25 protein-coding genes are annotated in these 22,701 nt (G+C 38.6%); 14 read left to right on the top strand and 11 right to left on the bottom strand.

Going from position 1 to position 22,701, the window contains the following annotated elements; all coding sequences use genetic code 11:
• The 9 genes from GYM62_RS12735 (at position 1) to GYM62_RS12695 (ending at position 8,341) form a co-directional block, all read left to right on the top strand.
• Positions 1–492 (top strand): DUF6691 family protein, encoded by a 492-nt coding sequence (locus GYM62_RS12735; protein WP_091649670.1) that lies wholly within the window; start codon positions 1–3, stop codon positions 490–492.
• Between the two features lie 354 nt (positions 493–846).
• Entirely contained in the window at positions 847–2,001 is a 1,155-nt protein-coding gene (locus GYM62_RS12730; RefSeq protein WP_219956692.1) for an MFS transporter, read from the top strand.
• Between the two features lie 5 nt (positions 2,002–2,006).
• A complete protein-coding gene (locus GYM62_RS12725; RefSeq protein WP_219956691.1) occupies positions 2,007–2,738 on the top strand; it encodes an acyl-[acyl-carrier-protein] thioesterase in 732 nt (243 codons plus the stop codon).
• Between the two features lie 102 nt (positions 2,739–2,840).
• Positions 2,841–3,905, top strand: coding sequence for a c-type cytochrome (locus GYM62_RS12720; RefSeq protein ID WP_219956690.1), 1,065 nt, complete (start codon positions 2,841–2,843; stop codon positions 3,903–3,905).
• Positions 3,902–5,245 (top strand): hypothetical protein, encoded by a 1,344-nt coding sequence (locus GYM62_RS12715; RefSeq protein ID WP_219956689.1) that lies wholly within the window; start codon positions 3,902–3,904, stop codon positions 5,243–5,245. The genes GYM62_RS12720 and GYM62_RS12715 overlap by 4 nt, the downstream gene beginning before the upstream one ends.
• A 441-nt stretch (positions 5,246–5,686) precedes the next feature.
• Positions 5,687–6,676: an acyl-CoA desaturase gene (locus GYM62_RS12710; RefSeq protein ID WP_219956688.1), complete on the top strand. Its 990-nt coding sequence runs from the start codon at positions 5,687–5,689 to the stop codon at positions 6,674–6,676.
• 4 nt (positions 6,677–6,680) lie between these two features.
• A complete protein-coding gene (locus GYM62_RS12705; protein ID WP_091649066.1) occupies positions 6,681–7,886 on the top strand; it encodes a DEAD/DEAH box helicase in 1,206 nt (401 codons plus the stop codon).
• Positions 7,887–7,895: 9 nt separating this feature from the next.
• On the top strand, positions 7,896–8,141 hold the full coding sequence (locus GYM62_RS12700; protein WP_091649069.1) for a cold-shock protein: 246 nt from the start codon (positions 7,896–7,898) through the stop codon (positions 8,139–8,141).
• Between the two features lie 5 nt (positions 8,142–8,146).
• Positions 8,147–8,341: a cold-shock protein gene (locus GYM62_RS12695; RefSeq protein WP_091649072.1), complete on the top strand. Its 195-nt coding sequence runs from the start codon at positions 8,147–8,149 to the stop codon at positions 8,339–8,341.
• A gap of 87 nt (positions 8,342–8,428) precedes the next feature.
• Here the strand turns inward: GYM62_RS12695 and GYM62_RS12690 are convergent, their stop codons facing one another.
• Both GYM62_RS12690 and GYM62_RS12685 read right to left on the bottom strand, forming a co-directional pair.
• Entirely contained in the window at positions 8,429–9,424 is a 996-nt protein-coding gene (locus GYM62_RS12690) for a 2-hydroxyacid dehydrogenase (RefSeq protein ID WP_219956687.1), read from the bottom strand.
• 145 nt (positions 9,425–9,569) lie between these two features.
• The gene (locus GYM62_RS12685; protein ID WP_219956686.1) at positions 9,570–10,748 is read right to left on the bottom strand and encodes a hypothetical protein; all 1,179 of its coding nucleotides are present in this window, start codon (positions 10,746–10,748) and stop codon (positions 9,570–9,572) included.
• Positions 10,749–10,882: 134 nt separating this feature from the next.
• Between GYM62_RS12685 and GYM62_RS12680 the strand changes: the two genes are divergently transcribed.
• Complete coding sequence (locus tag GYM62_RS12680) at positions 10,883–11,308, top strand: Dabb family protein (RefSeq protein WP_219956685.1); 426 nt, start codon at positions 10,883–10,885, stop codon at positions 11,306–11,308.
• Positions 11,309–11,315: 7 nt separating this feature from the next.
• Here GYM62_RS12680 and GYM62_RS12675 read toward each other — a convergent pair whose 3' ends face one another.
• Positions 11,316–11,720: a hypothetical protein gene (locus GYM62_RS12675; protein ID WP_091649083.1), complete on the bottom strand. Its 405-nt coding sequence runs from the start codon at positions 11,718–11,720 to the stop codon at positions 11,316–11,318.
• 96 nt (positions 11,721–11,816) lie between these two features.
• On the opposite strand from GYM62_RS12675, the gene GYM62_RS12670 reads away from it, so the two are divergent.
• On the top strand, positions 11,817–12,422 hold the full coding sequence (locus tag GYM62_RS12670) for an alpha-ketoglutarate-dependent dioxygenase AlkB (RefSeq protein WP_219956684.1): 606 nt from the start codon (positions 11,817–11,819) through the stop codon (positions 12,420–12,422).
• On the opposite strand, the gene GYM62_RS12665 is transcribed toward GYM62_RS12670, so the two are convergent.
• Positions 12,419–12,802, bottom strand: coding sequence for a response regulator (locus GYM62_RS12665; RefSeq protein WP_091649089.1), 384 nt, complete (start codon positions 12,800–12,802; stop codon positions 12,419–12,421). The genes GYM62_RS12670 and GYM62_RS12665 overlap by 4 nt on opposite strands.
• A 147-nt stretch (positions 12,803–12,949) precedes the next feature.
• The gene (gene msrA, locus GYM62_RS12660) at positions 12,950–14,029 is read right to left on the bottom strand and encodes a peptide-methionine (S)-S-oxide reductase MsrA (RefSeq protein WP_091649093.1); all 1,080 of its coding nucleotides are present in this window, start codon (positions 14,027–14,029) and stop codon (positions 12,950–12,952) included.
• Positions 14,030–14,236: 207 nt separating this feature from the next.
• Here msrA and GYM62_RS12655 point away from each other — a divergent pair, with 207 nt between their 5' ends.
• A complete protein-coding gene (locus GYM62_RS12655) occupies positions 14,237–14,833 on the top strand; it encodes an outer membrane beta-barrel protein (protein ID WP_219956683.1) in 597 nt (198 codons plus the stop codon).
• A 60-nt stretch (positions 14,834–14,893) separates the two neighbouring features.
• Entirely contained in the window at positions 14,894–16,333 is a 1,440-nt protein-coding gene (locus tag GYM62_RS12650; RefSeq protein ID WP_219956682.1) for a hypothetical protein, read from the top strand.
• 6 nt (positions 16,334–16,339) lie between these two features.
• Here GYM62_RS12650 and GYM62_RS12645 read toward each other — a convergent pair whose 3' ends face one another.
• Positions 16,340–17,002 carry a GDSL-type esterase/lipase family protein gene (locus GYM62_RS12645; RefSeq protein ID WP_219956681.1) on the bottom strand — a complete coding sequence of 221 codons (663 nt, stop codon included), beginning with the start codon at positions 17,000–17,002 and terminating at the stop codon, positions 16,340–16,342.
• Positions 17,003–17,326: 324 nt separating this feature from the next.
• On the opposite strand from GYM62_RS12645, the gene GYM62_RS12640 reads away from it, so the two are divergent.
• A complete protein-coding gene (locus GYM62_RS12640; RefSeq protein WP_219956680.1) occupies positions 17,327–18,412 on the top strand; it encodes a DUF4407 domain-containing protein in 1,086 nt (361 codons plus the stop codon).
• A 20-nt stretch (positions 18,413–18,432) separates the two neighbouring features.
• Here the strand turns inward: GYM62_RS12640 and GYM62_RS12635 are convergent, their stop codons facing one another.
• The 5 genes from GYM62_RS12635 to GYM62_RS12615 form a co-directional block, all read right to left on the bottom strand.
• Entirely contained in the window at positions 18,433–19,152 is a 720-nt protein-coding gene (locus GYM62_RS12635) for a VIT1/CCC1 transporter family protein (RefSeq protein ID WP_144606495.1), read from the bottom strand.
• A 1-nt stretch (position 19,153) separates the two neighbouring features.
• Positions 19,154–20,314: a dipeptidase gene (locus GYM62_RS12630; RefSeq protein WP_219956679.1), complete on the bottom strand. Its 1,161-nt coding sequence runs from the start codon at positions 20,312–20,314 to the stop codon at positions 19,154–19,156.
• A 638-nt stretch (positions 20,315–20,952) separates the two neighbouring features.
• Positions 20,953–21,993: a glycosyltransferase family 4 protein gene (locus GYM62_RS12625; protein ID WP_219956678.1), complete on the bottom strand. Its 1,041-nt coding sequence runs from the start codon at positions 21,991–21,993 to the stop codon at positions 20,953–20,955.
• Entirely contained in the window at positions 21,990–22,331 is a 342-nt protein-coding gene (locus GYM62_RS12620) for a DUF86 domain-containing protein (protein WP_219956677.1), read from the bottom strand. The genes GYM62_RS12625 and GYM62_RS12620 overlap by 4 nt, the downstream gene beginning before the upstream one ends.
• Positions 22,324–22,623, bottom strand: a complete 300-nt coding sequence (locus GYM62_RS12615; RefSeq protein ID WP_219956676.1) for a nucleotidyltransferase family protein — start codon at positions 22,621–22,623, stop codon at positions 22,324–22,326. The genes GYM62_RS12620 and GYM62_RS12615 overlap by 8 nt, the downstream gene beginning before the upstream one ends.
• Positions 22,624–22,701: the final 78 nt, after the last annotated feature.

Raw genomic sequence — 22,701 nt, 5'->3', positions numbered from 1 at the left:
ATGAAAGTTATAGATAAGAAAACTGTAGTAGAGGATCCCAATTGTGTAGCACCAAATCTACGAGAGGATCATGATAAGGGGTTAGAATTACTGAAATATGTGATTTTAGGAGTGTTATTTGGGATTGTTTTTGTCAAGGCTGAAATCATTTCTTGGTTTAGAATTCAGGAAATGTTTAGGCTTCAGTCCTTTCATATGTATGGAGTGATTGGCTCAGCGATTGTTACTGGAATCATATCTATCCAGATTATCAAGCGATTTGGGATCAAAACCATTCATGGAGAAAAAATCAATATTCCAACCAAGGAGTTTAGAAAAGGGCAAATTATCGGAGGTTTTATCTTCGGTTTAGGCTGGGCTATTACAGGAGCATGTCCAGGGCCATTATTCGCACAGATTGGTAGTGGATTTACAGTAGTAGGTATTACCCTGATTTCGGCAATTGCAGGAACTTGGGTTTATGGAAAGTTTGCTGATAAGCTACCTAACTAAGCCCTATACAAATATTAAAAGCCGTGGGAACTAATGTCTCCACGGCTTTTTTATGTCATATAACTTTCAATTAGTTCTATTCATAAGACCTTTTAATGGCTTATAATTTTATATTTTCAGACTAATACAGTTCTGATATCCGGTAAAATTTTCAATCGAATACTTTTTTAATAATAAACCGAATCATCAATATTATACAGGCTAGGATCGACCCCACTATTACAAATTCCATACAACAGATTTTCACTTAAAACCAAGCAAATCCTAAATAGTTTTTCCGCTCCTAGGGTTTCCACAAGTTTATTTCTTTGAAACTTCTTTACTTTGGGATGCCTATTCAACTTATTTCAACTCATGAACCCATTGGTTAAACGTAGAATCGCCCTGGGAAGCCTTTTCTTTTTTATAGGGCTGTGCTTTGCTAGTTGGGCAGCAAGGATTCCCGATATCCAAGCAAAATTTGATCTTTCTGAAGGACAGTTAGGGACTTTGTTGTTGTTTTTGCCCATAGGTTCCATTTTGGGATTACCCATTGCTGGATGGTCAGTCCATGAGTTTGGAAGCAGAAGAGTGATTTTAACCGGAAGTTTTATTTACGCTATTTCTCTTCCATTAATAGGATTAAGTCCTACCACCTGGATTTTAGTGATCGTATTGATTCTGTTTGGCCTAATGGGAAATATCATGAATATAGCTTTGAATACTCAGGCTTTAGACTTGGAAGATCAGATGGGAAAAAGCATCCTGGCTTCTTTTCATGGCCTCTGGAGCTTGGCTGGATTTACCGGTGCAGGAATTGGAGCTGCCATGATATTTCTTGATTTCAATCCTACTCAACATTACCTGCTGGTTATGACTCTATCATTTGTCATTATTTTCTTGGCACATAGTTATGTGGTCAAAGAGAAAAAACGGGATGATTCAGGCGGATTAGTTTTAAAAAAGCCAGATAACCTATTATTAAGAATTGGCTTGATAGCCTTCCTCGGAATGATGACTGAGGGCTGTATGTTTGACTGGAGTGGAGTTTATTTCAAAAAAGTACTGGTTGCGAATCCGAGTTTGGTGAGCTTGGGATATGTGGCTTTTATGGGGACTATGGCATCTGGTAGATTTATTTCAGATAGGCTGGTTCAACGCTTTGGAAAGGTGCCTGTAATTAGAGTTAGTGGCTTGTTGATATTTCTAGGTTTACTACTTTCCGTCTTGATCCCGACATTGCCTTTTGCTACGCTTGGATTCTTTATAGTTGGATTCGGAGTTTCCTCTATCATTCCTGTTTCCTATAGCATAGCAGGAAGGTCCAAGCAGTTTGCTCCCAGTGTCGCTTTGGCCTTGGTTTCTACGATTTCGTTTTTCGGATTTTTGATAGGGCCTCCAATGATTGGATTTATTGCGGATTTATTCAGCCTGAAAATCTCATTTGCTCTCATAGCAATGAATGGATTAGGAATCGCGCTCTTGGCATCCATTAGAAAAGAGGTTTTTTACCCTTCTCAAGTAAACTAGACGTTATGAGTTACCCCGAGAATTTCCAATTCAGAAAGATATTTGAAATCAACTCCTTCATGGTCAGCCCCAATGGTACGCTTCGTGTTAAATCCTTGGCAGACTTACTTCAGGAGATTGCTTGGAAGCACGCTGATTCTGAAGATTTTGGCAGGAATCTCATGGAGAGTCAGCAAATGTGGGCCTTATCCAGGTTTGAATTTAAAATTTTCAAGCTTCCTAAGTGGGGAGATGAAATTGAAGTATTCACAGGTGGAAGAGGGGTTGAAAAGTTTTTTGCCTTTCGGGAATTCTTAGTAAGAGATAAATCCGGGAATATTTTGGTTCGAGCTATGAGTTCCTGGCTGCTTTTAGATCTGCGAACCAAAAGGATACAAAGGCCCGATCAGGTTTTGCCAGCTCAAGTATTTGATCCGCAGTTAAAGCCGGATTGGCAGCCTCCAAAAATACTAGTGGAAGGAGAGGAGATTTTCTCTTGCTCTCTTCAGGTAAAGCACTCTGATTTAGACTTATACAACCATGTGAATAATACCAGCTATATCCGTTGGGTGGAGGATTGTTGTCTGGAATTAGGGATGCAAATTATCGAGGAGCTTAGCATCAATTATCAATCGGAGTGTAAACTTGGGGATCAGTTGAATCTCATGGTTTACGAATTTTCAGGAGAGTTTTTATTGAAAGCCGTACTAGAAGATAAAGTCTGTTTCACAGCGAAGTGTAAGGGAAAGAGAAAATGAGAGGTGTTTTTCAATTCCTTTGCTTAACTTGATTTAGATGTGATGCAAGTCACAGGAATTCAGTGTATAAATCCTGCATTTTTGTAAAGAATCAAGCATCTTATGAATCAGTTAGGAAAACCTTTTTTACAAATCATTTCTCTGTTGTTAGGCTTATTGGCATTGGCTACTGCTTTAGTAGCAATGGTTGGAGGTGTTGTTTTAATTTCTTCAGCAGGAATTCAACTGCCATCTCTGAAAAACTCAAATCCTGAAACTTCCTTGCAGACTGAAGTTGCTGAAGTCAAACCCAAGTATTTAGAAGATCCAGCAGGAATGTGGATGGCTCCTGATTGGTCTAAAGTAGAATTAGAGCCAAATGCTGAAGAAATCAAGTACGGCAGGGATTTGATCGCAAATACTGCTGAGTATTTAGGGCCAAACGGGAAGGTGAGAAAAATGTCCAATGGACTCAATTGTCAAAACTGCCACCTACAGGCAGGAACGGTTCCCTTAGGAAATAACTATTCAGCCGTGGCATCTACTTATCCAAAAGTCAGATCACGCTCCGGAAAATCAGAGGATATTCCCAAGAGGATCAATGATTGTTTTGAGCGCAGTTTGAATGGAGGCACATTGGAATCAGACTCCAAGGAAATGATTGCTATGGTAGCATATATGAATTGGGTAGGGAAGGATGTTCCAAAAGGAGAGAAGCCCAAAGGGGTAGGTTTGTATGAGGTTCCTTTGTTGGATAGAGCAGCAGATCCGGAAAAAGGGAAAAGTATTTACATCAATCAATGTCAAAGCTGCCATGGTCCAGAGGGTCAAGGTTTGGCAAAGCAAGATGGCAGTGGATATATCTATCCTCCTTTATGGGGTTCGAATAGCTACAATCAGGGAGCAGGATTATTTCGACTCTCTAGGTTTGCGGGTTATGTCAGAGCCAATATGCCCTTGGGAGCAACTTTTGAAAACCCGCTTATATCAGATGAAGAAGCCTGGGATGTGGCAGCCTATGTCAATAGCATGGAAAGGCCATCCAAAGATTTAAGTCAAGATTGGCCTGATATTTCCAAAAAACCGATGGATCATCCATTTGGGCCATATAGTGACAGTTTCCCTGAAGTGCAACATAAATTTGGTCCGTTCAAACCTATCACTGAAGCAAAGTCCAAGTCGGAATGAAACTGACCACATTGGTTTTATTTTGGATTCTTCCATTAGGACTGAATGCCCAAGGTTCTGCCCAAAAGCTGAGTTTTCAGCCAACTATTCATGCTCGAAGTTTTTGGATGAGTACTTCTTACCAAAAAGACTTTAAAGATGATTTTGCATGGGGTAATTCTCTGAGTCTGGGCATAAAGTCCAATTATCTTCAAAAATGGTATTTCCGAGCATCTATCAGAGGTTTTTTGAATACATGGAGCTCGGATATATATGCCAATGATCCCTTGACCAATAGAGATAACCGATATGAAACTGGATTATTTGATCTATTAAATAGGGGAGATAAAGCCTTTTTATCTTTTGAAAATCTATCCTTAGCTTATAAGTCTACCAAATGGGAGATTGAAATTGGAAGGATGGGAGTCAATACTCCATGGATCAACCCTCAAGATGGTCGATTGGCACCTACTCTGATAGAAGGTTTAAGGCTTGGTTTCAATCCAAGTTCCGATTGGAAAGTTTCTGGCTGGTTTATTCATAGATTGAGAGTTCGTGGAACTAAGGACTGGTTAAGGCCGGGAGAAACTGTCGGTATTTTCCCAGTTGCCCGAGATGTGAATGGTCTTCCGTCTCAATATTTCAATAACACGGAGAGCCGGTCTATACTCATCTCAGAGGTAGAAAAAGAATCCGAATGGGGTACTTTTAATTTTTCGAATACCTGGGCTGCTCATTTATTCTCTACTTATTGGTTCCAATGGGAAAGGGATTGGAATCGAGAGGAAAAGACTTCCTTTTTTTTCACTGGCTTACAGCTAGGTTTCCAACATGGAATCCGAAATGGGGGGAATGATAATCCCTTATTGGCATTCAAAGATCCTTCTGACCAAAATTGGGTAGTTTCTACGAGAGTTGGATGGAAGAATTCCAAAGTAGAAGCACATTTGAATACAAGCATCCTGAGAGGTAAAGGGAGGTGGCTTAGTCCAAGAGAGTGGGGGAAGGATGCCTGGTATACATTTATACCCAGAGAAAGAAATGAAGGCTATGAGAGTTTGGAGGCATTGACAGCTTATTTTTCATTTCAATATCGAAGAAATATCCAACTATTTGGCCATATGGGCTTTCACTGGCTTCCAGATATTGGTGATCCATTAGCTAATAAATACGCTTTTCCTTCCTATAGGCAAGTGAACTTGGGAGTCAAATTCCATCCTAAAAATTACCAAAAATTGGATTTTCAGGTATTGGTCATGAATAAAGAAGCTTTGGGGTCACAAAACCTCAGCCCTACCCAACGCTATAATAAGGTTGAAATGATTCACCTGAATATCATAGCAAATTGGAGTTTAAACTGAATTAAGGTCTGTTCCGGTCAAAAAAACTGAATATCAATATTTTGGATGAATCTACCCAATTGGATGTTTTTCTAATAAATTAGGAAATACCGAAACTTCTCCTCACCTTTGATGCGGATTCAAAAAAGGGACAAGCCCTTTAGAATTCAAAAAAATAATTTAGCGTTGATATTCAACCTGCTTAAGTAGCAAATTTCAGAGTTCCTCCCTTGCAAAGGTTTTAATTCTCTTCTTTCTACTTTTTTAATGGACGGTCATAGGACCGATAAATTAAAACCTGCAGCGAAATTCCCCCGGGAACAACTTTACCTTCTTAATTAACAGTTTATTAAAACAGTAAGATTCTCAGAGTCAGTTTTATCTGAATTCTCCAAAACCCTTCGAAAAAGAGTTTATAACCATTTTGAAACTACCCAGCAGTCCAAATACGGAAATGCTGAGATGGTATTTAAAACCGTTTTTTTACTCTCTCTCTACATTGTGCCCATCGCATTAGTGATTTTGGGCATTGCTCAAACCACCTTTCAACTTTACGCTTGCTTTGTTTTAGCAGGATTAGGGATGGCAGGTGTAGGAATGGGAGTGATGCATGATGCCAATCATGGTTCTTATTCCAAAAACCCTACTGTCAATAAATGGGTAGGTTATACTTTAAACTTGGTAGGAGCTAGCTCCACAGTTTGGAAAATTCAGCATAATGTTTTGCATCATAGCTTTACCAATATTGACGAGCATGATGACGACATTAATGCACCCTTTTTCCTAAGGTTTTCTCCAAGCGCGAAGAAAAATTTCCTGCATAAATTCCAGCATTTGTATGCTTGGATCTTTTATTCTCTTTCCACCATATCTTGGGTTACCGCCAAAGATTTCATTAGACTGACTCGTTATCACAAAATGGGATTGGTTAAGGGAGAGAATGCGTATAGAAACAATATATTCAAATTGATCGCCTGGAAATTGGGCTATTTCATTGTAGCCTTGGGATTACCCTTGCTATTTGCTCCGTTCTCTGCAGGTCAAATCATATTAGCATACATCGTAATGCACGCTGTAACAGGTTTTGTAATTACCATGGTATTTCAAACTGCTCACATTGTGCCTGAAGTTGAATTCCCTCTTCCTAATAGTGAAGGAATCGTGGAAGGTGAGCGTATGCTACATCAATTGGCTACTACCTGTAATTTCGCCCCAAATTCCAGAGTTTTGGAATGGTTTATAGGTGGACTCAATTATCAAGTCGAACATCATTTATTCCCTGATATCTGCCATGTGCATTATCGGGATATTTCAAAAATTGTAAAAGCAACGGCTGAGGAATACCAGATTCCTTACTATTCAAAGCCTAATTTTTTTGGGGCAGTATATGATCATTTTAGAATGCTTTATCTCTTGGGGAATAGCCCTGAGTTAGAGCCAGTAAAAGCCTAACATTATGAATCCGAATAACAGACCAAAACCAAATAGGGACAAGAGCAGAAATGCACGTCCCGTCGGTAGAACATCGCCTAAACAAGGCAAGCAGGCCAAAGTGTCCAAATTGGATCCAAGGCTATTGGTGAAGACAGCTTCACCGAGCAGTAAAACAGATTTTAAATCTGAAACCACTTTCTCTGATCTACCTATCGGTGCTCAGTTGAAGAAAAACCTGACCTTGAAAGGGTATACAACCTTGACAAAAATTCAGGATCAGTCTCTACTTCCACTTTTGGAAAAAAGAGATTTGATGGGAATATCTAATACAGGGTCAGGTAAAACCTGCGCTTTCTTAATACCTATCATTGAGCATGCTTTAGCAAACCCTCATGATTTCAAGGCATTGATCGTGACTCCGACTAGAGAGTTGGCGCTTCAGATTGAGGAAGAGTTTAAGAGCCTGACCAAAGGCATGAATTTGAGATCTGCCACCTTCATTGGAGGCACAAATATTAATTCTGACGAAAAATCCTTGCATAGACATCCGCAGATTATTGTGGGTACTCCTGGAAGATTGTTGGATTTATATGGTAGAAGATTACTCAAACTCAACATGGTCAAAACACTCGTCTTGGATGAGTTTGACAGAATGTTGGATATGGGTTTCGTAAACGATGTGAAGAAGTTGGTAGCGCCTATGAATCAAAGGAGCCAGACTATGCTTTTCAGTGCGACGCTAGACCCGGATCAATCAGTATTGATCAAAAGCCTTTTGAATAATCCAGTTGAAGTAAAAGTAAATAGTGGAGGCAACTCCAGCGAGAATGTAGATCAGGAGATTGTCCATTTGAAAGATGGTCAAGATAAGTTTACTGTTTTGCAAAATATGTTTCAAAGTGCAGAGTTGGAGCGGGTGATCATTTTCACCGAAACCAAAAGATTGGCTGATAGACTGAGTAAAAAATTAAATCAGGCAGGGATTCAATCCGGTCTGATCCACGGCAATAAATCCCAGAACTTCCGCAATAGGACTATTGAGGAATTCAAAAACGGAACCACCAGAGTATTGGTAGCCACCGACGTGGCGGCCAGAGGTATAGACGTGGCTGATGTGACCCATGTGATCAATTATCAGCTTCCCATGTCTATGGATAGTTATATCCACAGAATAGGCCGGACAGGGCGCGCCGGAAAAGCCGGTCGTGCCATCACATTTGTCAACTAAAAATTCTATATGTCAAAAAATCAAAATGCATTCATCAAAAAACAAAAAGCAGAACTTAAAAGAAGAAAACAAAAAGAAAAATTAGAGAAAAAATTAGCCCGCAAAGAACAGCCTAAAAGCGGCGATTTAGAAGACATGATGGCTTATGTCGATGAGTTTGGAAACATATCCGAAACTCCTCCGGAACCGGAGCCACCAAAAAAAGAAAGACCTAAAAATCAATATTTCAATAACAAACAACAAAGTAAAAATTAGTAATCATGAATGAAGGAACAGTAAAATTCTTTAACACAACCAAAGGTTTTGGTTTCATTACACCAGCAGACAACAGTGAAGATGTATTCGTACACCACTCCGGTCTAGTACACGAAATCCGTGAAAATGACAAAGTTACTTTTGACGTAGTTCAAGGTAAAAAAGGTGTTAACGCAGTGAACGTTAAAGTAGTAGGTTAATTCCTCCTGCTTTCAAAATAGAATCCCTGGGGCTATGCTACAGGGATTTTTTTTTGGAAAAATCGATCAGAAAAGGAAACTGGGAGTTTACTTCAAAGCAATCTGATTGCCTAGCCTTTCTCCTTTTTCAAATTGAGTAATATTGTCTAGGGTAGTTTTGGCTATTTGTGCCAAAGCTTCATGAGTCAAGAAAGCCTGATGGCCTGTAATCAAGACATTGGGAAACGTCATCAACCTGGAGATTTGCTCATCTTCCAAAATTTGTTCAGAAAGATTTCTGAAAAATAAGTCTTCCTCCTGCTCATATACATCTATGCCCAAATAGCCTAGTTCCCGGGATTTTAAAGCCTGAATTACCGCCTTGGTTTCGATCAAAGCTCCTCTCGAGGTATTGATTAGCATGCAGTTGTTTTTCATCTGAGAGAGAGCAGCTTTGTTGATCAAGTGCTTTGTGTCCAGAGTTAAGGGGCAGTGAAGGGAAATGATATCAGACTGGGAGAATAAATCCTCTAAATTGACATAATTTACCCCTATGTCCTTCATTTCTTCATTTTTAAATACATCAAAGGCTACAACTTCACATCCAAAACCCAATGCTATCTTACAGAAAGCCCTACCAATGGCCCCGGTACCTATGACCCCGATAGTTTTTTGGTATAAATTAAATCCAGTGAGCCCCTCCAGAGAAAAGTTGGATTCCCTGATCCTGTTGTATGCTTTATGTGTCTTTCTACTTAGTGTCAGAATCAAGGCAAAGGCGTGTTCAGCAACTGCCTCAGGGCTATAGACTGGCACTCTGACTACAGGAAGGTCTAAAGAACTCGCAGCTTCTAAATCTACCTGATTGTAACCGGCACAACGAAGAGCTATTAACTGAACTCCATTTTCTTTGAGGAGAGTAAGAGTATTTTGATCCAAACTATCATTTACAAACGCACAGACAGCTTCATATCCTTTTGCTAAAGGAGCTGAAAATTGGTCAAGCTTCGTCTCAAAATAGGTGATCTCGTGATCATAGTTTGGCAAAATGGAGCCAAAGCTATCTTCATCATATGACTTAGTACTAAAAAATGCAATTTTCATGTGTTTATAATTTGTTTTCAAAGGTCACTACCTGTCCCGAAAATCGGGATGGAATCCCTGCCTGCGGCACATAGGTCGCACAGTTTCCCCGATATATTGGGGCATGCCAATGTGTTTCGTTCTCCTCGTGCTCGATTTCATGCTTTTATATTTTTACCTGATAAATTGAAAAACGCGTAACTTCTTCCTCAATTTCTGAATTTTCAGGCTCTTGAACCAAAAATTTTCCATTTCCCATTCCAAATAAAATAGTTCCGGGCACAGATGGAAGTTCTTGATTCAATTGCTTCTTATTTTTAATAAGGATCAATCTCTTCTCATTAAGGTCTGAAATAGGACTATAAAGAGGATCTTCCGCTTTTCGATTATCATATTCAGATGGTGTAATTCCCGTGAAATAAGAAATCAAATAAAGGTCCTCATCGATTTGAATCAGGGAGATATTCCTCCCAGCCATCATTCTAAGCTGGGTGATCCTTTCATCGTTTTGTGCAATTTCAATAGGGACCGAGTTATAAGTTAAAAACTCCTCATGTTTCAGGGGAATACTTCCTTTGTAATTCAAACCCGGAAGATCATAAACTTCAATTTCATCCTCTAGACCGTGTAAAACCAATAATTCGGAAGTCTTCCGATTAATTTGAAAGGATTTGGTCATCAATTCAGGATAAAAACCTTCCGTTTGTCTGTAAACAGATTGCGCTCTATATGGGACCACAGATTTCATCTCTCCCGACTCCAGATGCAGTTTGTAGAAATTCTTTAATGTATCCCTGCCTTCCTCGTTTCTGATCAGATAATGGGCAGATAAATAATTGCTGGGGCCCACTAAAAAAAAGGTACTGTCATTTGACTCGAAATATTGAGTTTTTCCGAGAGGACCGAATGCACGGATAGGTAATGGAGACTGGATTCGTTGCTGAAATTGGGTTTGATAAGTGGAATCAAAGGCAAATAATGCAAAGGGCAATTCAGCAATCCTTAATCCATCCGGACCAAAACTCATTCCGATAGGATTCCAATTACCATAATTACCCGGACCATCTCCTTTCTTTTTAGCTCTTTGAATAATATTTCCATCCAAATCTATTTCCAGAATTTCATCTTCTGCCGTTGCGTAGCCCAAATACGTTTTTTCCTGCTCGGAATAATCACTGATAATTACCCTTGTGAGATTGTTGACTTCAAAGGAGTCTATTTTCTCTATTTGAAAATCATTTTCTGAAGATTTTTCCTGTTGATTATCAGACGAACAAGCCTGCAAACCCAGTAAAACAAGAAAAATCCATAAGATGTATTTGGGAGATAGAGTGGGATATTTCATTATTTAAAATATAGTTTTTCTACTTATTTATCGTTGAATTTACAATCAATTCTTGACTTTCCCAGCTAATCTTCTTTTTTCCTAATTCTGTCAAGAGTTGCTAACTTAAGCATTCCAAACTCAATCCTAATTCTATGAGAAAAAATCTGCTGTTTTGCTTGTTTATCCTAGTGTTTTCCTGTACGGAAAAGAAAGAGGAAGTAAAAGAAATTGAAAAAGAAGTTTATAAAGAAATTACCATGGACCCTCAACCCGACTCTGTTTTAAGGCATGTTGTTTTGTTTGCTTTCAAGGAGAGTAGCAGTCCGGCCGATATCAATCAAATCATCGAGGCATTTGAAAACCTTCAGAATGAAATTCCTGAAATCAAGTCATTTGAATGGGGGCTCAACAATAGTCCGGAAAATTTGAATAAAGGCCTTACTCATGCCTTTTTTCTGACATTTCATTCAGAAGCAGACCGAGAGACCTACTTGCCTCATCCTGCCCATCAGAAATTCGGGGAATTGATCGGCCCTCATCTCAAAGATGTAACGGTGGTGGATTATTGGACCAAATAAGATAATCTTAATTGTAGGGGAGGCCGGATGAATTCCCCATCTTGCTTTCTCCTACAGTTAGAACCTCGGTAACCACAAAATTACTGGCTCCTCTCCAAGGGAGCATCCCATTATATTCTTTATAGCGTAGCTCCACAAATTTGCCTGAGGCTCTTTCCAATTTTTCAGCAACTTCGGGGTCAGTTACACTAAACCTAAACTCATTGCTTTGGAGTCCGCCTGCAGTTGGACTTTGGAATCCTTCCTGTACCACACGTCCTTCGTAGGTTTTAAACAGGACTCCCTTTTTCACAAAATAATTCAAAGAGCCAGCTTTTACACCTTCACCGAAGACAAATAAAAACTTGTACCAAAAGATAGCTCCTAATATGAGAACAAGGATTAATCCGAAAATCCACCCGAATTTTTTCATAATATTTAATTTTCAACTTCTAATATAAGCAGTGATTTTATCTAAAAAATAGAAAGACAAAATAAAACCTAGCAAGTGTTTTCGTGTTTTTAAATCATGCAGGAGGATTTATTTCAAAAAAGCGGACAAAATTTATTACCCTTTCAAGGTGAGGTAAGGTATTATCCTGACTTTATTCAATGGGAGAAGGCTTCTGAATTGTACCAGCGCTTGGAAAAAGAAATCGAATGGAAACAGGAGCCTATTCGCCTTTTTGGGAAAACAATCCTGCAACCAAGATTAACTGCCTTGTATGGAGATCCCGAAAAATCATATAGTTATTCTGGGATTACCATGAATCCGATTCCGTGGAACGATACCCTTCGTGAAATTAAGTTTCAGATTGAAAAATTAAGTATGGAATCTTTCACACATGTGCTGCTTAATTTTTATCGGGATGGAAAAGACAGCATGGGTTGGCATAGGGATAATGAGGGCAGTTTGGGACGAAATCCGACCATAGCCTCAATCAGTTTGGGGGAAACCAGAAATTTTCAGCTGAGGCATTACGAGGATAAAAAAATAAAATTGAATATCCCTTTAAATTCCGGAAGCTTATTGATCATGGGAGGGGAGAGTCAACATTTTTGGGAGCATCAAATTCCCAAAAGTAAAAAAGTAAGTAAAGGAAGAATTAACCTGACCTTTCGAAAATTGATTTAAAATATCACCTGTTCTTTCAACATATTAAGATATTCAAACGGAAGTGGCTTTTCGATATAATCTATCACGCTTGAATATTCCATGGCTTTATTTTTATCAGCTACATTGACAGATGAGCTAATCAAAATCACCTTTATTTTTTCGGGAATATTTTTGTTTTCAATGAAATCCAAAACACCCCATCCATCAATTGTTTTCATGTAAATATCCAAGAACAGAAGGTGGTTTTTATCCATGTTCTCTTCCAAGAAACGGATTGCGTCATATCCATCTTCAAATTTCAAAGGAGTTTGATGGAAGTCGGATTTCTTTGCCAAGACATCATGGATGAACAAGAAATTAGGGTCGTCATCTACGATTATTAAGTTAAAATTGGCCATCAAATGGGTAAGTAGTGAAAGGTCGGAGTTGGGTTCCGTGGTGATATTAATAAGATTTATTTATTCAAATAATAAATTATGAAAAATAATTCCGAATTATTCATCAAAAATATAAAAAAAAAGCCCCGATTTGAACGGGGCTGAAGATTAATTAACTAGCCAAATAAACTCGCCGTATCCTTCTTTTTCCATTTGTGACTTGGGGATAAACTTCATCGCTGCAGAATTCATACAGTATCTCAATCCGGTAGGCTCTGGTCCATCATAGAAAACATGTCCTAAATGGCTATTGCCTAATTTGCTTCGAACTTCCACCCGAATCATTCCCAAGGTCTTATCAACTGGTTTATCTATTATCCTAGCATCGATTGGTTTGGTGAAACTTGGCCATCCTGAACCTGACTCATATTTGTCCTTAGAACTGAATAAAGGAGCTCCTGATACTATGCATACATAAATCCCAGCCTCCTTATTTCCATTGTACTCATTTTGGAAAGCATATTCAGTTGCATCTTCCATAGTCACCTCATACTGTAAATCAGTTAATGTAGCTTTCAGCTCTTCTTTTGATTTAGCTGGGTATTCTTCTTGGCTTAATTCTGGCCAATGCTTTTTGATAAAAGCATCCCTGCCACTTCCTGTTCTGTAGGAATAATAATCCTGAGGCTTTTTCTTATAATAATCTTGATGATATTCTTCTGCTTCGTAGAAGTTGGTGTATTTGATAATGGGAGTTGCGATAGGCTTGTCAAATTTCCCGGACTGATCCAACAGCTTTTTGGATTCTTCGGCTACCTTTTTTTGCTCAGCATCATGAAAGAAGATTGCAGACTCATATTGGGAGCCTCTATCATAAAAGGATCCACCTACATCTGTGGGGTCAAAAGTTTGCCAAAAAATATCAACCAACTCTGAGTAACTGATCACTTCCGGGTCAAAAGTAATTTGAACTGACTCACGGTGAGAGGTTTTTCCTGAACTTACCTCCCCGTAGGTTGGATTTTTTTCTTTTCCTCCAGCATATCCGGATACAACGGATAATACACCGTCAATTCCTTCAAATGGGGCTTCTACGCACCAGAAGCATCCTCCTGCAAAAGTTGCAAGCTCTGTTTTACCGGAGAATGAAGTGACTGGATCTGCCTGTTTTTCTGTTTCTTGGTTAGCTGAACCTTGCTCGGATGGAGCACTACAGGCCATCAGTAGGCCTAGTATAAAGCTGAACATAATTGTAAATGATTTTTTAGGTGAAGACATATTGGATGTTTTTTTCACAGCTAAGTGATTTTGGTCTCGTATTTGAAACTGATTTATAAACACTTCAGTTCGCGATCTGTTTGAGTTCCATTCCAATTACGTACTCAGATCCAAAAAAAGATGATTTGTGATTACAACTGAAGCGGCAGGATCGACCAAAACTTAAAAGAGAGAGTTATGAAAAGTTTTCAGCAGCTATTTTACCTGGGTTTTTTCTTTCTGATTTCTTACCCGATGGCTTTGGCACAACAGGGATCTGGTTTAGGAGTCAAGTTTGGAACAAATTATAATACCTCTGGCAAATATTTTAAAGATGCCGAATCAGTTTGGAAAGATCCATTAGGAGGTGTAGGGTATCATGCAGGGATATTTTACAAAATGAGCTCTTATGATATTTATCTTCGTCCTGAGCTGGTATTTACTGAAAGCAGGTTTCAAACCTCCTTTGGAGAGGCGAATGCACAAAGAATTGACGCTCCTATTTTGGGTGGAATACAGCTTTTCAAAATAATCAATGTCTTCGCAGGTCCTTCATTTCATTATACTCTCAATGATAATTATCTGACAGGAAGTTCTTCCGATTTCAATAAACGGCTTAGAATGGGTTACCAGTTCGGGATGGGAGTTTCTATCGGTCCATTGGGACTGGATCTCCGTTATGAACGAGAGTTCAATGATCAGAAATTCACGATGGATCGTGTGTTAGGAGGGAATCAGGATTTTCGCCATCAGCAGATTTTGCTAGCGCTTTCTTTGAGAATTTTCGGGCCCTAAAAAAAAATAATATAATAAAAATCTATTTTTCTAGTTAATTGAAAAATCAACTAGAACTATATGAAAAAGACACTTTTCATTTTTGGATTTTTATTTCTTAATTTTTTGACATTCGCGCAAGAAAAAACTGCATTTGAAATTTATACCGGTCCATCAAAAGCCATTTTGCCATTTGAGGTAATTCCTACAAATTTTAATATTTCTACATCGAATCCACTGAGCTATCACCTTGGATTGAGTTTTATAACTGAAATAGCCCCGACATGGCAACTCAGTACTCAGGTGGAATTTTTTAAGCGTCATCTAGGTACTTTTGCTTTTTCTTCTCAGGCGGACACTATTAGAATTACGGGGTATTCAACGGATGTTATCCCTTTAATTGCTCTGGGGATTCGCAAAAATTGGTTGGGTTTTTCTCACTCATATTATTTCCAGCCAAGTTTGAGTTTGATGAAAAGTCCTGCTTTCTTGGATGTATATGAACCTGAGCCTGGTGACGAATTTAATGGAATTCCTTTAGGTCTAGTTTCAGCTTCCAATTTAGGGTTAGGAATTAGGTTAGAAGGGGGAGTTAAGAGGTACCTAACGGGCGGAAATTACCTCACTTTAGGATTAAGATATCAGCAGGGGCTACGTTTAATGGATCAAATGAATGCACCTATTTTCTACAGAGGCAACCTTGAGCATGTCTTAGTTGCGAAAAGTAAAGGCAGTTATTTAGGAGCGTATATAGGGTTTGGAATAAGTGGTCAAAAATTCAAAAAATCTCCTAGTCATAGTAATAAACATATTCCTGATGAATTAAACCTCCAAAAGGAAAAAGCAGCAGGAGAAGACGGGGTTTATTTTTTTATGTTAGGAGGGATTAGGTTAAGAGAGCAACTTCTGCAAAACCCCTACACGTACTCCAATATTAGCGGTCAGTTCCAATTGGGTATTGGCTATTATTTCAAAGATTTTTCAATTGAAACTGGTTACGGAAATTATAGTTATAACAATAATTATCAATTGGACTGGGATGGTCAAAAAGCTGTTTTTATGACCTTTGAGCATTTTTCTGCAGGAGGTATCCCTCTAACTTTGAAGTATCATTTGCCTCTTGATGAAAGGAAAAATTGGAAAATCGGCCCTAGCTTTTCTGGTTTTTTGATTTTGTCTAACACGGCAGATAGCCCCTATTACTATGGAGGGGGGCAAAGAACAACTACAATAGGAGATCAAACTTATGAGGCGACTAGTTCATTTGAAGCTTTATCAACAAATTGGCGAAGTATGTTCAGTTACAGGGCTGGATTATTTACTGAACGAAGATTTTTGAATTCTTCCTTTTTGTCTCTTCAGTTTTCAAGGAATTTTGGTAGCCCGGTTTTATCCAGGTTAGTCGTTGATTATCAAATTGAGGGTCAAAATATAAATCAAATCCATGAAGGGGGATTGAATGGCTATAGTTTAGAATTATCGTTAAGGTTCCCGATTAAAGTTTTAATGGCAGTCAATTGATCAAAATCAATTTTTCATAAAAGGTCTAAATGCCCCAGACCAGAGTTTGTATCCTTCAGCATTGAGATGGAGTTGATCTTGGATATAGAGTTCTGGTCGAGGGTTTCCATTTTCGTCCAAGAGGACATCCCAAACAGACAAAAATTCCACTTGCTCTTTGCTTTGGGCATATTGCGCCATCATTTGATTTAAAATGACATAGTTTTCCTTTTTGGACCAGCGACTTGGGCTGGGTTTGGCACTGATCAATACCACCTCTGTATAAGGATTAATCACCTGAATTCTGGAAACAATATTGTCCAATGACTCCATGATTTGCGATACATTAACGTCTGCCCAGATATCATTATCACCTTCATAAATGAAGACTTTTTTGGGTTCAAAACGGATGACAAGAGGAAATAGATGTTTCTCCAAATCTGAAGCCTTAGATCCGCCAAATCCGGTATTGATGATGTTTCGATTTGGAAATTCCTCTTTTAAACTTTGCCAAAAACGAATACTGGAACTTCCGGTGAAAACAATTCCTCCCGGTTCCCAACCTGCATTGTCTATTCTTTCTGAGATTGCCTTTACTTCTTGCTCAAAAGGAACAACTTGGGCAAAAAGCACTTCGGCTTTTACAAAGAATACCAAAAAGAATAGGAAGAGAATCTGGCTAATTTTCATGGGTTTTAAAATTGTGGGTGGGAATGAATTGTGAAATCTTTCAAATCTGAAATAAACACCTCAAAATTGATCTTTTTTACAGAATAAACATACGGGGAAAATTCACATGCTCAAAACCGTTCACCAAGTGGACGATTCCGCACAGAGCGAACGAACCCGAGTTCTGTCCTGTAATTTTGTACAGAGGATTAAAATATGGCTTTCTATCCCATTTTAGGGGATTTCTGTCACAGGTAAGCCTTTGACCATCCCTGATTTTCCTATTCACTTACTTTTGGAGTGGTTTCTGCGTTTAAAAAGAGAACTCAAGCAATCATTCCTATCATGCAGCAACTCACCCGTTTTTTCTGGTTTTGTAGCGGAGCTAATTTCTCCATTCTCAAACGAACTCCCACTGAATCAAATAAATATGTAGGAATTGGCGCCACAGTCTTTTTTACAGGAGTGTTGGCGGCCTTGGCTGCAGGCTATGCTTTGTTCACGGTTTTTCAGTCCATTTGGCCTGCCATCGGGTTCGGATTCCTTTGGGGTTTGATGATTTTTAATTTGGATAGGTTTATCGTGTCCAGTATGCGTAAAAAACAAAATGCCTGGGCTGAATGGAAGTTGGCGATTCCCCGATTAGTATTAGCAGTATTATTGGCCTTAGTCATTTCCAAACCTCTTGAACTGAAGATGTTTGAAAGGGAAATAAACCGGAAATTGGATGAGAAAAAAACTGAGTTTATCGCTGAGTCCAAAGCCAATTTGGCTAAAGGTTTTCCGGAGATTCAGGAATTGGAAGCAAAAATTGATACATTAAAGTCTGAGGTTGCTTCAGCTGAGTCTTTTAGGGATCAGTTGCAAAAAGAGTACGATGCTGAGCGCTTTGGTGAAAAAACAAGCGGTACCAGTGGGATAGTAGGACTGGGAACCAATGCCAAGAAAAAAGAGCAGCAGTTGGATGCAGCCCAGGAGGCTTTAAATAGTTTGAGGGCAAGGAATCAAATTCGCATCGATACTATCGAAGCTCAAATTCGAGAATTTATGGCTTTGCGACAGCAGGAATTTGAAAAGCAACAACCTGGAATTGAGAATTTTGATGGTTTGGCTGCCCGGATGGATGCTTTGTCCCAACTGACTGAAGAAAGTCAGGCCATGGCTACTGCCAATATTTTTATCATGCTATTGTTCATTGCAATCGAGACTGCTCCGATTTTTGTGAAATTGATTTCCAATAGAGGCCCATATGATGAAATTCTGGAATTGCACGAGGATAAGGTGATCCTGTTTAAAGGGGAGAAATGGACCTTTGCCAAGGGGGAATCAGATGCCAGAGTAGATTACTTTCAAGGTACTCATACCTTTGCAAATGAGTTAAGGAAAGAACAAACTAACAAGAAAAATAAAGCACTCTTGGATATTGATTGATTACGACTTAAAAGGCACTTCTACAGGAAAAATTTCTCCAACACATCCCCTACATAAAAAGCGACCACAGCTGCTAAAAGACCCAATGACAGGGTTTCGCTAATACTTCGCAAGGCTGATGTTTGATTGACTATGCCTTTTAGCCAACCCACTATAACAAAGGCTAAGCCTGTCAAAATGCTGGTCCAAAGAAAGATGTCTTGATCTATGGGTATGAAAAAATCCCACAGATAAACCATCAAGGGAATAAATCCCACCAGTATAAATGATAGTAAGGTAGCCAGACCTATTTTGAAAGGGCTTTTACTTTCTTTCATCATGCCCAGCTCATCTTTCATCATCTCTGCCACCCAAAGGTCTTTATCAGAGCAGATATGGTTCACAATTTTGTCCAAAAGCTCTCCTTTGAATCCTTTTTCCCGATAAATCTCAGCGATTTCCTCTCGTTCTAAATCAGGGAGATTTTCTATTTCCCAATATTCGATTTTCTCGTGTTTGTTAAAATTATCTCTCTCACTTTTCGCTGAGAGATAAGCGCCTACAGACATGGAAAAGCCGTCTGCAAACAAATTAGCGAAGCCAAGAATAATCAAGATTCCCGCATCCAAATTCGCTCCGTATCCACCAGCCACGACGGCAAAAGTGGTGACTGCACCATCGATTCCTCCGTAGACAAATTCCCTTAAATACTCCTGTAGCTTACCAAATTTTCTGTTTTGATGATGGATTACTTTTTCCATATTATCTGAGATTCTTTAAGAAAAACTCTTTGACATTTTCACCCATAACTGCTCTAATCTCAGTTTTGGTAAATCCTTCTTTAAGCAGGCCTTCTACAATCAGAGGCAAGCCTGTAATATCAAAAGGAACCGCCACAGAACCATCATAATCAGAGCCTAAGGCCACATATTCAATGCCCACCAAATCTCTAATATGCTTGATAGAGGCAATAATATTAGGGAGCTCAGGCTCTCCAACTGCCATGTCAAAAAATGCAACGCCTATAATCCCTCCCTTTTCCGCTATTTTTTTGATTTGTTCGTCACTGAGATTTCGTTGTGAGTCTAAGACGGCCCGTACACCGGTGTGGGATACAATAACCGGCTGTGTGCTAATAGCCAATACGTCATCAACGATGGCAGGAGAGGAGTGAGCCAGATCGACAAATATTCCCAAGTCATTCATCCTTCTAACAGCCGCCTTTCCAAACTCGGTTAAACCGTCCCCGCTCTCACCGTGGGCAGAGCCTCCTAATTCATTGTCAAAGAAATGAGTTGGTCCTATCATGCGAACTCCTGCTTCAAATACCCGATCGATATTTAAAAGATCGCCTTCCAAAGCATGAGCCCCTTCTATCCCTAGCATGGCTCCAATGGTGTTTTTATCCTCAGCTCTAAGGGTTAAGAGTTTTTGTAAATCAGCTTTTGACTGGATGAAAATTGTCCTTCCGTCTTTACTGATAAAATCATTTAAATCACTGCTTTGAGATAAAGTCCTATTGATTAAGCTAAACCAATTGAATGGGCTTTCACCTTTGACAATGGTTAATGGAGTAATATTATCAAAAGTCTCAGCACTGTTTTGCTGCATATTTTGACCTGATGGGGATTTGGAGACTATAGTAAACATTTCGAAGGCCACATTAGCCTCTCGCATTCTTGGGAAATCCACGTGCCCTCTGTCGCCTCTTTCGGTAAGATCTCTTCCCCAAAGCAAAGCATCACAATGGAGGTCTGCGATGAAATCCAAGCTATCATAGAATGCCTGAGCTTCATCTGAAACTAGATAAGGCCCACTGGATTTTACCGGGTTTCTTTCATTTTCTATGTAGGAAGGGATAGTGGAGATTGCGATTACATACAGTAAAAAGAGAGCAAGTAGGGCGATCAGTATTTTTTTCATAGTTGTTGGGGAATCCTTTTTTTAAGATACTAAAAATTAATCCTTTGAAAGAAGCGAATGAAATCCATTAATTCTACTTTTCTTATTTCAATTCAAATTCATTTCAATTTTTCTTCACATGGGATCAGAAAAATAATTTATGGAGGAGCAACCAAGTATATTCAAAAAAAAAATGAAAAATTTTTTACTGATTTTGTGCCAAATATTTAAATTTTATTAAGTTTAAGAAATTTTGGTATTCATAAAAGTTACTCAACCCAGCTGTTTACCAAAGTTTATTTGGTTTTACTTAATCAACAATAGACCCTGATTGAGAGCTTGTTTTCGAACAAGCTCTCTTTTTTTTAACTAGTTCTAAACCACATTTTGTTGAGATTTAAAAAACAGGTTTAAAAATTAAGCTTAGCCTCTTGTTTTTTTGTAAAAGTTGAAAAAATCGGTTTCTCACCCTAAGGTTTCGTCAAGAAATATATTCTTTTGTTTTTGATCGGTTAAAAAGAAAAACCTTCTCAAATATTTCGAGAAGGTCTTTACATAGATAACCCTTTAATCCAATGAATTTTGAAAAACTCTCCTGAAGAGTTAAAAATCTCCATTCATTTTTAAATTTGCGCAATATTCAATACACTGTCAGTGATTCATGTCACGGTTTTATCTTCTATTAAAGCCTTGGTAAGTTTTTCTTGCCGTAGTTGATAGCTGAAAAAATCTAGAATTCTCTTTCGCGCAAGAATAGATTTTTCTTTCGGGTTTTCCAGCAAAAATTGAGAAAGTAAGTCTTGCAGTAAGGCTAAGTCTTTTTGGGGCAAAATCAAGCCCGTAGAATCAATAATTTCTGGAATTGCACCTACTGCGCTGCCTATAGGTATGCAGCCACATGCCATAGCTTCTCCCAGCGAGTTGGGAAATCCTTCAGAAGTGGACAATTGAAGGTAATAGCGATGGGTGTTGTAGGCTTCTACCAGGTCTTGAGCTTTCATTTTGCCAAAGACCTTGATATTGGGCAATGAGCTTTTGTAGTTTGAGTCTCCAATTAAAGTGAAGCTCCATTCTGGATGATTTTTGGCAAGTTCTTCTATCAAATCATAGCCTTTGACAATAGCTCGGGAAGGATTGGAAGTGCCTGTAGCTACTGAAATAAAGCTCAAAGGTTCTTTTGTTTTCCCAATGTCCCTCCAAAATTCCGTATCGAAGCCATTTGGGATTACTTGAACGGGAGTTTGAAGATCTGGTATCAGGTTTAATAGGCCTTGTTTGGGACTGATTCTAGAATCATAGGTATAATTTTGCTTGATCAATGCATCTGCTACCGGCAATATCAAGGAGCAGTTTTTAAAGGAATAAGTGGTAGCCTTTCTCAACCACTTTTTTCTAAAATTGCCATAACCTATTTCGGGCATGTTAATACAATCCATGCCTCCTGCCTGAATGATGCAACGTATCTTAAATATTTTTCCAAACCATACAGGTAGTACAGAATGATATCCTCCAAAAAAGCATAAATACTGACTGGTTTTAGGTAAAAACCATAACAATTGAAAAAACTGAATGAAGAAGTAGAAGGGGAGTTTAATTGGGCTTTGGGTAAACTCTAGGCTTTTGATATTTGCGACCGGGCGGATCATTTCCAGATCTCGGTCGGTAAATGCTGTGCGGATAGGGTAGGTAAAGAGGATCATTTTTCCTCCAAAAGTTTTTTGCCTTCTTTCTTTAAGATTGGAAAGTTCTCATTGATGACCTTGACTATAGTCTCATAAGTTATTGCTCCATATTCATGGGCAATATAATTTCTAGCACTGATTATTTTCCTTGTATCCGAAATGGCAATTGAAGGCGATGTTTTAATAAGTTTTTTCGTCGCTTCACCGATAATTTCCAACTCTCGCTCTACTGCGCGAATAGTTTTTATATCTTCTAACAAGGATTCTAAAGTCACTACTTTTCCTTCAAAAAATTGTTCTACCTCCTCAATATAAGTAAGAATGTCAAAAAGGTAGGTTTTTATTTTTCTATCCATAGATCAATTCTTTGGTTTCATCCACCTCATCTCTAAAATATGGATTACGGATAGCGTCATATTCAATTAAATCAACTTCTCTCCCAAGAAGGTCTTCTAATGCAAATTGCAATTCGAAATAGTTGCTGGCAAAATCCGAAATATCATGTCTTTCAAAGTCTACCAAAAAATCGACATCGCTTTCTTCATTGAAAACCGAATTAAGAGCCGAACCAAAAGCATAAAGCTTTGCTACTTTGTGTTTTTGACAAAGGTTTATAATGGCTTCGATATTTGCTTCTAAAAGCTCCATTAATCAAATATAGTCTTATTACATTTAAACAAAAAAAGACTCAAATTTAGATTTTGAGTCCTTTTATTTAGCGTTTAT

The organism is Algoriphagus sp. NBT04N3 (assembly GCF_019443765.1).
GTDB classification, from domain to species: Bacteria; Bacteroidota; Bacteroidia; order Cytophagales; family Cyclobacteriaceae; genus Algoriphagus; species Algoriphagus ornithinivorans.
This window is presented reverse-complemented; position numbering and strand designations above follow the sequence as displayed.